Origin of the sequence: Pedobacter sp. B4-66, from assembly GCF_018492665.1 — a bacterium.
Lineage (GTDB): Bacteria > Bacteroidota > Bacteroidia > Sphingobacteriales > Sphingobacteriaceae > Pedobacter.
In genome coordinates this window covers 886,327-897,976 of sequence record NZ_JAFVME010000001.1, presented here as the reverse complement: position 1 = coordinate 897,976, position 11,650 = coordinate 886,327, and the positions used below count along the sequence as shown (strand labels likewise).

At 38.0% G+C, this 11,650-nt stretch carries 10 protein-coding genes; 3 read left to right on the top strand and 7 right to left on the bottom strand.

What is annotated here, in order from left to right; translation table 11 throughout:
* The first annotated feature begins 6 nt into the window (after positions 1-6).
* The 3 genes from J1905_RS03630 to J1905_RS03620 all read left to right on the top strand — a co-directional run bounded on the left by J1905_RS03630 (position 7) and on the right by J1905_RS03620 (position 3,421).
* Complete coding sequence (locus J1905_RS03630) at positions 7-1,122, top strand: SusE domain-containing protein (RefSeq protein WP_214225862.1); 1,116 nt, start codon at positions 7-9, stop codon at positions 1,120-1,122.
* A 51-nt stretch (positions 1,123-1,173) separates the two neighbouring features.
* Entirely contained in the window at positions 1,174-2,334 is a 1,161-nt protein-coding gene (locus J1905_RS03625) for a glycoside hydrolase family 76 protein (RefSeq protein WP_214225861.1), read from the top strand.
* Between the two features lie 88 nt (positions 2,335-2,422).
* Complete coding sequence (locus J1905_RS03620; RefSeq protein ID WP_214225860.1) at positions 2,423-3,421, top strand: ABC transporter ATP-binding protein; 999 nt, start codon at positions 2,423-2,425, stop codon at positions 3,419-3,421.
* Positions 3,422-3,785: 364 nt separating this feature from the next.
* Here the strand turns inward: J1905_RS03620 and J1905_RS03615 are convergent, their stop codons facing one another.
* The 7 genes from J1905_RS03615 to J1905_RS03585 all read right to left on the bottom strand — a co-directional run bounded on the left by J1905_RS03615 (position 3,786) and on the right by J1905_RS03585 (position 11,641).
* Positions 3,786-4,205: a hypothetical protein gene (locus J1905_RS03615; protein ID WP_214225859.1), complete on the bottom strand. Its 420-nt coding sequence runs from the start codon at positions 4,203-4,205 to the stop codon at positions 3,786-3,788.
* Positions 4,206-4,321: 116 nt separating this feature from the next.
* Positions 4,322-5,569: a threonine ammonia-lyase IlvA gene (ilvA, locus tag J1905_RS03610; RefSeq protein ID WP_214225858.1), complete on the bottom strand. Its 1,248-nt coding sequence runs from the start codon at positions 5,567-5,569 to the stop codon at positions 4,322-4,324.
* An 89-nt stretch (positions 5,570-5,658) separates the two neighbouring features.
* Positions 5,659-6,717 (bottom strand): 3-isopropylmalate dehydrogenase, encoded by a 1,059-nt coding sequence (gene leuB / locus J1905_RS03605; RefSeq protein WP_214225857.1) that lies wholly within the window; start codon positions 6,715-6,717, stop codon positions 5,659-5,661.
* Between the two features lie 72 nt (positions 6,718-6,789).
* Positions 6,790-8,307, bottom strand: a complete 1,518-nt coding sequence (locus J1905_RS03600) for a hydroxymethylglutaryl-CoA lyase-like TIM-barrel protein (RefSeq protein ID WP_214225856.1) — start codon at positions 8,305-8,307, stop codon at positions 6,790-6,792.
* A 106-nt stretch (positions 8,308-8,413) separates the two neighbouring features.
* Positions 8,414-9,010 (bottom strand): 3-isopropylmalate dehydratase small subunit, encoded by a 597-nt coding sequence (gene leuD / locus J1905_RS03595; RefSeq protein ID WP_173094438.1) that lies wholly within the window; start codon positions 9,008-9,010, stop codon positions 8,414-8,416.
* Positions 9,011-9,029: 19 nt separating this feature from the next.
* Positions 9,030-10,436 carry a 3-isopropylmalate dehydratase large subunit gene (gene leuC / locus J1905_RS03590; RefSeq protein WP_108203321.1) on the bottom strand — a complete coding sequence of 469 codons (1,407 nt, stop codon included), beginning with the start codon at positions 10,434-10,436 and terminating at the stop codon, positions 9,030-9,032.
* A gap of 41 nt (positions 10,437-10,477) precedes the next feature.
* The gene (locus tag J1905_RS03585; RefSeq protein WP_173094436.1) at positions 10,478-11,641 is read right to left on the bottom strand and encodes a 2-isopropylmalate synthase; all 1,164 of its coding nucleotides are present in this window, start codon (positions 11,639-11,641) and stop codon (positions 10,478-10,480) included.
* Positions 11,642-11,650: the final 9 nt, after the last annotated feature.

The window sequence follows — 11,650 nt, the reverse complement described above, 5'->3', positions numbered from 1 at the left end:
AGAACAATGAAAAAATATATATTATCAACAGCCTGCTATTTAATTGCACTTTTGGCTATTACCGGTTGTAAAAAAGATAAAGATTTTAAGGAAGTTAGTGTAACAGAAGTCACTACACTTTATTCGCCAGATGATGGCAGGAATTTGGTATTGCAACCTACTGGTGCAACCGTGTATTTTGAATGGGAGAAATCTATAGCCCAGGATAATGGAGTAGTTTATTACGATGTTTTGTTTGATAAGGAAAATGGTGATTTCTCTAAACCAATATATGTGGTTACGGCCGACAATAAAGGAATTAGTACAGGAGCAAGCATCCCTCATAAAGTATTAAATAAAATTGGTGGCTTAGCCGGAATTGCATCTTCCGAAGAGGGCATTCTTAAATGGACTGTGGTAGCTTCAAGAGGTTTAACAAAAACTATGTCTAAACAAAGCCGTAAAATCAACATTACCAGATTAAGCGGAATAGACCCGCCTGCTGCTCTATATTTAACTGGTGAGGGGACTGAGGCTGGTACTGATTTAAGCAAGGCATTGACTGTAAAAGCACTTGAAGGGGGTTATGAATTTGAAATTTATACTAAGCTTGAGGCAGGTAAAACGTATAAGTTTGTCGATTCAAAAACAAGTGTATCCAGAACTTTCTCTGTAGATGCAGGAGATGCTACTTTCAAGGAAAATGAAAATGGAGCAACAGTAGCTAAAGATGGTGTTTACAAAATCAGCTTAGATTTTACTGCCGGATCGATCACTTTCCAGGAAATCACAAAACTAGATTTCTTTATGTGTTCCCCTCAACAAAGAGTTACGTTAGCTTACGAGGGTAAAGGAAAATGGAAAGCAAATGATGTTAAACCCGTATATAATGGTGACGATAGGTATTTCTTTTGGATTACTATTGGTGGCTCAGAGCAAAAATTCGGATCTGTAAATAAAGATAATCAAGCGCCAGCTGATTTAAAACCAAGTCCATTTTATTATTTATTCTTCAATGCAACTGACAAAAATCAATGGGATTATTCATTTAAGTTCCCTAATAAAACAGATGTTTCATTCAATATAACGGTGGATCTGGATTCAGAAATACCAAGTTATACACATCTGGTTGAGAAATTATAAGAAAATAATGCAATCAATGGTAATTAAGTTTCCAATTGTAAAAACATACAAATGAAAAAAATGTTGTTAGTATCCTGTATAGCGCTAGTATTTAGCGCTTGCGGGAAAATAAATGATGAATATATAGATAGGAGCGCAAAATATGCCGTTAATTGGACTACAGCAGCTGATAGCAGCAGTACGAATTTTTCGAGTATTTACTGGAACTCTACCAAACATCACTTCAATAATGACAATTTAGGAGCTGTAGGTCAGTATGATTACTGGCCTGAAGCTCATGGATTGGACGTGTTAGTTGACGCTTATCAGAGAACAAAAGATAATGGATATAAACAACGTATTTATGATTTCTACGAAGGTGTGAAAGCTAAAAATGGTGGAGGTTTCTATAATAACTATTATGATGACATGGGCTGGCATGGAATGGCCCATTTACGTGCATTTGAGGCAACCGGCGACACCCGTTATGAAACCTCTGCTAAGGATCTGTGGAAATGGATCACCGATGGCTGGAATGATTTTGATGGCGGAGGTATTCCCTGGAATCACGAAAATACAGTTGATGGCAAGAGTAAAGGTATTCCCTCAAATGGCCCCGCTGCAATTATAGCTGCACGTCGCTGGCAAAAATATGGAGAATCAGAGGTGATTAATGGACATAATAATTTAGAATGGCTTTCTATGATCTACAACTGGATGAAGGAAAATCGTGTTGTTCAGCAATCAGGAAGGGTATTCGAAAAAGTAGAAGATAATAAAGGTGATTGGACTTATAATGCAGGAACTTATATGGGAGCTGCCTTAGAGTTCTATAAAATTACCGGTAATAAAGTTTACCTGAACGATGCTATTAAAACTGCTGATTGGACGACGAGTACCCTGGTAAACACAACTAATAAGGTATTAAGCGATTGGGCCGAACAAGAAGATCATGATGTAAATTTGTTTAAAGGAATCTTCGTTCGTTATTTAACCGAGCTAATTAGAAACAAGGACTTGCCGGAAACAGCTAGAAAAAGATATGTTAATTTTCTAAAAAACAGTGCGCAGATCTTATGGACTAAAGGGACTGCTAAAAGTCCTGTAATCCTATTTGGATATCATTGGTGGGAAGCACCAGTTGGAGGAAAAGCAGGTTTGCGTGCTGAACTAAGTGGAGCAATGCTTATGGAGTCGATGGCTTTGCTAAAGCAAGAAGGTTACGTTAACTAGTACAGGTACTTTAGTATTGTTAAAAAGGGCGTCTATTTCGACGCCCTTTTTTGTAAGCTCTGTTTTTATTTTATATTATCTTTGAACTGTGGAAGAACAGATCATTACCGTAAAAAACCTGACCAAGCAATATCAGACCGAACAAGCTTCGGGAGTTAAGGAAATTAGCTTTGATATTAAAAGAGGAAACATAGTAGCCATTATTGGAGAAAGTGGAAGTGGAAAATCTACATTGTTAAAATGTATTTATGGTTTGCTAAAGGTGGATAGTGGTGAGGCTCTTTTTGAGGGTAAAAGAATCCTTGGCCCAGATGAGCAACTAATACCCGGCCATAAGCAAATGAAAATGGTTACCCAGGATTTTTCTCTTAATATCTATGCGAAAGTGTATGATAATATTGCTTCCATGTTGTCTAACACTAACGTGCAATCCAAGCAGTCTAAAACTATGGATATGATGGAGCATTTGCACATTATGCACCTTAAAGACAAGAAAATTACCGAGTTGAGTGGAGGAGAGCAACAACGTGTAGCTATAGCGAAAGCGCTGGTAAGCGATACCTCGGTTTTACTGTTAGATGAGCCTTTTAGTCAGGTTGATGCGTTGTTGAAAAACCAGCTACGTGCTGATATTAAACGAATTGCTGCTGATACTGGGGTTACCGTTATTATGGTCTCTCATGATCCTGCAGATGGTTTGTTCCTATCAGATGAGTTGCTGATTTTGAAAGATGGTAAGCTTTTACAGAAAGGAAAGCCAGCAGATATTTATCACCATCCGGATCATATTTACACCGCTCAAATATTAGGAAATGCTGTGGTTTTAAGTGCAGAGGATGCTTTGAAATTGGGCATCAATGCCACCAAAGATAACGTTGTTTTTTATCCTGAATGGGTGGATTTAAAAAGTTCGTGGAACAGCAGACGATTTGAGGTTAAAGATGTTTATTACAAAGGTTTCTACGAAGAGTTGTTATTGGAAAGAAATGGCGTAAAAATCAGGGCAATTCAATTGAATAGGGGAGAACATAAAAAGAATGACCATGTTCAAGCGAACATAGGTCATTTTTTAGAATACGGTATTTAAGATTTATCTTTAATAATATATTTTTCTTATATTTATTTTAGCAAAGTGAATGAATGCCAGTTAGTTGAAAAATGAACTGAATTCGTAGCGTTCTTTTGATGTAATGGTTTAATTTCAGGTCCTATAAGGATCCGATTTTCGGCCTAAAATATAGTCGTCTCTGGCACCACCTTTAAACGCACCTTGTTCGTACCTCGTTCGACCAGGGCCGAACAAAGGGCGAACAAGATAGGTAGCAAAGCCGAGGGAGAAATAGAAGCCAAAAAAATTGCATATAAAAAAAGACCAATGTTATTTATAACATTGGTCTTTTTTGAAGTATAATTAATTTTTAACCTTTTTCCTAAAACTCCACAACCGGTAATTATGGTTGGAACTCAGAAGGTATGATGATAACTTTTGCTGTAATAGGTTTTGTTGGTGCTTTAGGTATTAGTTGATCTGTATCAGAATTCTGTATGTGAACCCTTATTTCCCCTTGCGTGAATTCATAACTATATGCCGCGAAATTAAATGTATGAGGTAATGGTTTCTGAACATTTGCATTATCAGGATCTGTTATGTAGATCAAAACACCCTCATCATCTAAAGTTATGTCATCAATTTCTGGAATATCCAGTATTGTCGTATATGTGTCTTTTTCTGCATTTAACGTCCACGAGCTTGGATTTATCGTATAGATGAAAGTCCTGTTAGGTGTCGTTTCATTAATGATGGTGTCTTTTTTGCACGACACCAAGCCTAGCGTAGTGGTACAAAGGATTAAAAATAAAAGCTTTTTCATGTGATTTGTGTGTTTTAAATTTAGTTAAGCAAATTTATTGCCATAAAATTTAAAGCTTAATAAATGCTTATTCTGTAATTGAAATGTTATGCAGAATATTGTTGTATTCTATAAAGTTAAACCAAATATTCGAAAAGCGTTTTATCATTGTTAAGTTCTATAATTTCAAACTTAAATTCCTTCATTCTTTGCACTAAAGCGTCATAATCAGCAGGATGAGTTAGTTCAATACCCACTAATGCAGGGCCATTTTCCTTATTGGTTTTTTTAATAAACTCAAAACGAGTAATGTCATCATGTGGACCAAGCACATTGTTGACAAAAAGTTTAAGTGCACCCGGTCTTTGCGGAAAACGGACAATGAAGTAATGTTTAAGCCCTTCATAAAGTAAAGATTTCTCTTTGATCTCCTGCATGCGCTCGATGTCATTATTTCCACCACTTATTACACAAACTACAGTTTTTCCTTTTATTTTGTCCTTACAAGCATCCAGTACGGCTACCGATAATGCTCCGGCTGGTTCAACTACTATGGCATCCTCGTTGTAAAGCTTTAAAATTGTGGTGCAGATTTTTCCTTCGGCAACTGGTAACATACTATCCAATACCTTTGTACAAAGTTCGTAAGTTAGGTTACCCACGCGCTTTACAGAGGCACCATCAACAAAACGATTGATTTCAGGTAATGTTATTGGGCCACCATGTTCAAATGCTTTTAGCATAGATGGAGCGCCTTCAGGCTCAACACCAATCAACTGTATATTTGGAATTTCATTCTTTAAATAGCTTCCAACTCCGGCAGCTAAACCACCACCACCAATTGGCATAATCACAACCTCAACACTTGGTAGATCTTCTAATATTTCTACACCAACAGTACCCTGACCTTCAATAATGCTATAATTATCAAATGGAGGGATAAAAGTCATGTTGTGCTCTTTGGTATAAGCCAAAGCTTCCATTAGGCAGTCATCAAAAGTATCTCCAACTAAAACCAACTCTACACTGCCGTTGCCAAACATCTCTGTTTGCTTAACTTTTTGTCTAGGCGTAATTTCGGGCATAAAGATTACACCTTTTGTGCCGAGTTTATCGCAAGAGAAAGCAACGCCCTGGGCATGGTTTCCGGCACTGGCACAAACAACTCCACGACTTAATTCTTCAGAGGTTAGCTGACTAATCATGTTGTAAGCACCACGTAATTTGTAGGAACGTACAATCTGAAGGTCTTCGCGCTTTAAGTATATTTCACACTCGTATTTTTCAGATAACTTAGAGTTGTAGATGAGCGGGGTATGCTTTACAACATCTGCTAATCGTTGCGATGCGGCTTTGGAATCTAATTTAACAGTATTCTCTGTCATGTTTTTTAAAAGATGTAACCCTTACCTGATAACAGATAAGGGTTTAAATTTGTTTCTCCCGTAGTGGAAAATGAAAAGATGTTTAGCTACTAGATGTTTTTAGCTAACCAATCACCAACTTCACTTGTTTTGTATGCTTTGTTTTTTCCTGAAAGGTCTTCGGTAACGATACCTTCTGCAAGAGATTTGTTTACTACAGCTCTGATCAATTCTGCTTCTTCTTTTAATCCGAAAGCATCTTCGAACATCATTGCAGCAGATAGTACAGTAGCTAAAGGATTAGCGATGTCTTTACCTGCAGCTTGAGGATATGAACCATGAATTGGCTCGAACAAAGAAGTATGAACACCGATTGAAGCAGATGGCATTAGGCCCATAGAACCAGAAATTACAGATGCTTCGTCAGTTAAAATATCACCAAATAAGTTTTCAGTGATCAATACATCGTATGAATTTGGCCATTGAACCAAACGCATCGCAACTGCATCAACAAACTCGTAACTTACAGTAACCTCAGGGAAATCTTTTTCCATGTCTTGTACTGTTTCTCTCCACAAACGTGAAGTTTCCAATACGTTAGCTTTATCTACACAGCAAAGTCTTTTGCTACGAGTCATAGCCATTTCAAAGCCTAATTTAGCAAGGCGTTGAACTTCTTCTCTGGTGTAAGTACAAGTATCGAAAGCAGTATTGCCATCGTCTTTTCTACCTCTTTCGCCGAAATAAATACCACCTGTTAATTCACGTAAGATGATAAGATCAGTACCTTCTATACGCTCTCTTTTTAATGGAGAGTTATCAATTAAAGATGGGAAAGTAAATGTTGGACGTACGTTTGCAAATAAGCCCAGTTTTTTACGCATTTTTAGAAGTCCTTGTTCTGGACGAACAGTAGCTTTTGGATCATTGTCATAACGTGGATGACCGATAGCACCAAATAAAACAGCATCAGCTGCCATACAGATCTCGTGTGTTGCATCCGGATAAGGTTCGCCAACAGCATCAATTGCACAAGCGCCGGTTAGGGCAGAAGTCCATACAATTTCGTGATTAAATTTTTGTGCTACGGCATTTGATACCTTAACTGCCTGATCAATAACCTCAGGTCCAATTCCATCTCCCGCTAAAAGAGCGATATTAAGTTTCATATATTTTCTAATTGTGTTTTTTAATATTTGTTTAATTATAGCCAGTTTTTTGTTATAATACTAATTTTGACCTTAAATAATGTTCAACATTTTTTGGGTAGCCTTAATAGCACAAACAGTCTGATCTGAATCAAGTCCTCTGGTTATAAATACTTTTTGATCTGTTTCCCAGGTAATAATTGTTTCGCATAAGGCGTCTGAATTACTTCCGGGAGCTATCCTTACAGCATAATCAATCAGTTTTGGTAAGCTTCTTTGTTTCTTTGCGTAAACGTTGGTTAGTGCGTTCATAAATGCATCAAACTGACCATCTCCTTGCGCATTTTCTTCAAACTTTTCTCCTTCAATTACCACAGAAATGGTAGCAGATGGGCGTAAACCCATTGCATTCATCAAAACGTAAGATTCTACAACGACCTTTTCTTCGTAAAGGCTACTGTCTAATACATCCGAAATGATGTAAGGAAGATCTTCTTTGGTTACGGTTTCTTTTTTGTCGCCTAATTCAATAACTCTTTGAGTTACTTTCTTTAGGTCGGCATCGTTTAGTTTTAAGCCTAATTCTTGCAGGTTTTTTTCAATATTGGCTTTACCGGAAGTTTTTCCTAATGCATAACTGCGTTTTCTACCGAAACGTTCTGGTAGAAGGTCGTTAAAGTATAAATTGTTTTTGTTGTCGCCATCAGCATGAATGCCAGCTGTTTGGGTGAACACATTGTCGCCAACAATAGGTTTGTTAGAAGGAATTCGAACACCGGAAAATGTTTCGACAAGCTTACTAACTTTATAGATTGATGATTCTTTAAGTCCTACTTCAACCTCGGGAGCAAAGTCGTTAATTACTGCTATAGCACTTGCCATCGCTGCATTTCCTGCTCTTTCGCCCATACCGTTTACCGTTAAATGTAAACCGCTTATTCCGGCTTTTACAGATTCCAATACATTTGCTGTACCAAGATCATAATCGTTATGAGCGTGGAAATCAAAATGGGTATCGGGGTATTTCGATTTAAGTTCGGTAACATATTTAAAGGTTTCGCCAGGTGTTAAAATACCTAGTGTATCCGGTAATAATATTCTTTTTATAGGCTGAGTAGTCAGAAAATCTAATAATTGTAAAACATACTCTGGAGAGTTACGCATGCCATTACTCCAATCTTCTAAATAAACATTGGTAGCAATGTTGTTGGCAACTGCCAGATCAATAACATGCTTAATTTCTGCAAAATGCTGTTCAGGTGTTTTTTTAAGCTGATGCGTTAAATGGTTTAATGAACCTTTGGTTAGCAGGTTTTGAACTTTAACCCCTGCGTTTAACATCCAGTCAATAGAAACGCCATTATCAACAAAAGATAATACTTCTATGCGATCTGCATATCCATTTTCTTCTGCCCAATTTAAAACGGCTTTTACAGCCTGAAATTCTCCGTCAGATACACGTGCAGAAGCAATTTCAGCCCTATCTACATGGAGTTCTTCCAATAGTAGCTGGGCTATGGTTAACTTTTCTGAAATGGAAAAAGACACACCCGATGTTTGTTCTCCATCGCGGAGTGTAGTATCCATTATCTCTATTTTCCTTCTTTCCATGTACGGGATCTTACGTTGTTTTCTTTATACTCATCGTCATCCTGAATTTATTTTGCTTCGCAGCTTCGTTGAGGTCAGGATGACGATGAGTAGCTTACATTGTTTCTTAAAGAGGAAGTTGCAACGCAAACTCTTCTATTTCTGGTTTTATGCTTTGTAGGTAATCGATGTCATCGAAACCATTCAACATGTTGTCTTTTTTATAAGGACTAATTTCGAAAGTTTCTTTTTCGCCGGTTGCTAAAAGTGTAATGGTTTGTTCTGGTAAGTTTACTTCAAGTTCAGTATTAGGATCAGCAAAAATTGCTGCAAAGATCTTTTCAGAAAACTCAGGACTAACCTGAACTGGCAATACACCAATGTTTAGGCAGTTGTTTCTAAAGATATCGGCAAAGAAGCTTGATACTACACATCTGAATCCATAATCATAAACAGACCATGCAGCATGCTCTCTTGATGAACCTGAACCAAAGTTTTTACCACCAACAAGTATTTTTCCGCTATAAATAGGGTTGTTTAATACGAAGTCTTTTTTCGGTGTGTTATCTGGGTTATATCTCCAGTCGCGGAAAAGGTTATCGCCAAATCCAACGCGTTCTGTAGCTTTTAAAAAGCGAGCAGGAATTAACTGATCGGTATCCACGTTTTCAATTGGAAGTGGAACCGCGGTGCTTTTTAGGATATTAAATTTATCGTAGGCCATTTTAATCTTTTAAGTGTGTTTAGACAAGTTCTTCAATTAATGTTCTTGGGTCTGTAACCACGCCGGTAACAGCTGCAGCTGCAGCAACTAATGGACTGGCTAACATGGTTCTAGAACCAGGACCTTGTCTTCCTTCAAAATTTCTGTTCGAGGTACTTACAGCATATTTTCCTGCAGGTATCTTATCGTCGTTCATTGCTAAACAAGCCGAGCAACCAGGTTGGCGTAATTCAAAGCCAGCTTCAGTTAAAATGTCAAGTAAACCTTCTTCTTTAATCTGAGCTTCAACGATATGTGAACCAGGAACTAACCATACAGTTACATCATCAGCTTTATGTCTGCCTTTTACGATAGAAGTAAATGCTCTGAAATCTTCAATACGACCATTGGTACAGCTACCAACAAACACGAAATCAATTTTCTTACCGATCATAGACTCGCCTTCGGCAAAGCCCATATAACCTAATGATTTAGCATAGGTTGCAGCACCACCTTCTGCGTGAGCAGCATCAGGGATGTCATGAGAAATTCCCATTCCCATTCCCGGGTTAGTACCGTAAGTAATCATTGGCTCAATTGATGAACCATCGAAAGTTAATTCTTTATCAAAAACAGCGTCAGCGTCAGTTTTTAACGTTTTGTAGTAAGCTAATGCTTTATCCCAAGCTTCGCCTTTAGGGCTAAACTCGCGACCTTTTACGTATTCGATAGTGGTTTCATCCGGAGCAATCATACCGCCACGGGCACCCATTTCAATACTTAAGTTACAAACCGTCATACGACCTTCCATAGTCATGTTTTCGAAAACATCACCAGCATACTCAACAAAATATCCAGTTGCGCCAGAAGTAGTAAGTTGAGAAATGATGAACAATGCAACGTCTTTAGGAGTAACACCTACACCCAATTTACCATTAACATTGATGCGCATTTTTTTAGGTTTTGGCTGCATAATACACTGAGTAGAAAGTACCATTTCTACTTCAGAAGTACCAATACCAAAAGCGATAGCACCAAAAGCACCATGCGTAGAAGTATGTGAATCACCACAAACGATGGTAGCTCCAGGTTGTGTAATTCCGTATTCAGGACCTACAACATGGACAATACCATTTTTTTGGTGACCTAATCCCCAGTGGCTGATACCATACTCATTAGAGTTAGACTCTAATGCTTTTAACTGGTTAGCTGAAAGCGGATCAGCAACAGGTAAATGTTGGTTAATTGTAGGCGTGTTATGATCTGCCGTAGCAAATGTACGCTCAGGATATAAAACTTTTATTCCTCTGCTTTTTAAACCTAAAAAGGCAACAGGACTTGTTACTTCGTGGATAAGGTGGCGATCGATAAAAAGCACATCTGGGCCTCCTTCAATTTTACGTACCACGTGAGTGTCCCAAACCTTATCAAATAATGTTTTGCTCATTTTTTTTCTTTTTTATTGTGAATTCCTTTTGTGAATAGGGGTTAAGCCAATTGTTGCTTGCCCATCATCGACAAAAGATCTTCATCATTAATATCTAATTTACTGTCTGCCACTGTAAGGAAGCGATGGTAAGCGTCGCTCAATTCCTCTTTGCTTAAGTTAAACCCTAAACGTTCCAAATGGAACTTTAAAGCATGTCTGCCACTACGTGCGGTAAGTACAATACTTGCATCAGGGAAACCAACATCTTCAGGGCGTATAATTTCGTAGTTTTCGCGGTTTTTTAAGAAACCATCCTGGTGAATACCTGAACTGTGTGCAAATGCATTGCTACCAACAATTGCTTTATTTGGTTGTACCGGCATACGCATTTGTGAACTTACCATGCGGCTCAACTCATAAAAGTTTTTAGTGTTGATATTGGTATGCAAACCTAGTACCTGGTGTGTCTTTAAAATCATGACGACCTCTTCAATAGAGGTATTACCTGCGCGCTCGCCAATACCGTTAATAGTACCTTCAATTTGACGGGCACCGTTTTGTAAACCAGCAATTGAATTTGCTGTAGCTAAACCTAAATCATTGTGGCAATGCACAGAAATGATGGCATTGTCAATGTTTTTTACGTTCTCTTTCAAAAACTTGATTTTGCTTCCGTATTGATCAGGTAAGCAATAACCATTTGTATCAGGTATGTTTACCACAGTAGCACCGGCTGCAATAACAGCTTCTACCATTTGGGCAAGGAAACGTTCATCTGCACGACCAGCATCTTCTGCATAGAATTCGATATCCTCTACAAATTGTTTGGCATATTTAACAGCTTCAACAGCACGAGCTAAGATATCTTCTCTTGTACTGTTAAATTTATGTTTAATGTGCATATCAGACGAGCCAATACCTGTATGGATTCGCGGACGTTTTGCATATTTCAATGCAGCAACTGCAGAATCGATATCGCCTTTATTTGCACGTGTAAGTGCACAAATGATAGGCTCAGATACAGCTTTAGAAAGCTCTACCACACTTTGGAAATCACCTGGACTTGAAATAGGAAAACCTGCTTCAATAATATCCACGCCAAGAGCTTCCAATTCCTTAGCAATTTCTATTTTCTCTGGGGTTGTTAATTGGCAACCCGGCACTTGTTCACCATCACGCAACGTGGTGTCAAACACATAAACTCTATTTGGATCGTGTAACATAATTTTCTT

Excerpts from the sequence above, each read along its gene's own strand:
- J1905_RS03585 (WP_173094436.1), bottom strand. The coding sequence starts at position 11,641 with ATGTTACACGATCCAAATAGAGTTTATGTGTTTGACACCACGTTGCGT.
- ilvA (WP_214225858.1), bottom strand. The coding sequence starts at position 5,569 with ATGACAGAGAATACTGTTAAATTAGATTCCAAAGCCGCATCGCAACGA.
- J1905_RS03630 (WP_214225862.1), top strand. The coding sequence starts at position 7 with ATGAAAAAATATATATTATCAACAGCCTGCTATTTAATTGCACTTTTG.
- leuC (WP_108203321.1), bottom strand. The coding sequence starts at position 10,436 with ATGAGCAAAACATTATTTGATAAGGTTTGGGACACTCACGTGGTACGT.
- leuD (WP_173094438.1), bottom strand. The coding sequence starts at position 9,010 with ATGGCCTACGATAAATTTAATATCCTAAAAAGCACCGCGGTTCCACTT.
- J1905_RS03625 (WP_214225861.1), top strand. The coding sequence starts at position 1,174 with ATGAAAAAAATGTTGTTAGTATCCTGTATAGCGCTAGTATTTAGCGCT.
- leuB (WP_214225857.1), bottom strand. The coding sequence starts at position 6,717 with ATGAAACTTAATATCGCTCTTTTAGCGGGAGATGGAATTGGACCTGAG.
- J1905_RS03600 (WP_214225856.1), bottom strand. The coding sequence starts at position 8,307 with ATGGAAAGAAGGAAAATAGAGATAATGGATACTACACTCCGCGATGGA.
- J1905_RS03615 (WP_214225859.1), bottom strand. The coding sequence starts at position 4,205 with ATGAAAAAGCTTTTATTTTTAATCCTTTGTACCACTACGCTAGGCTTG.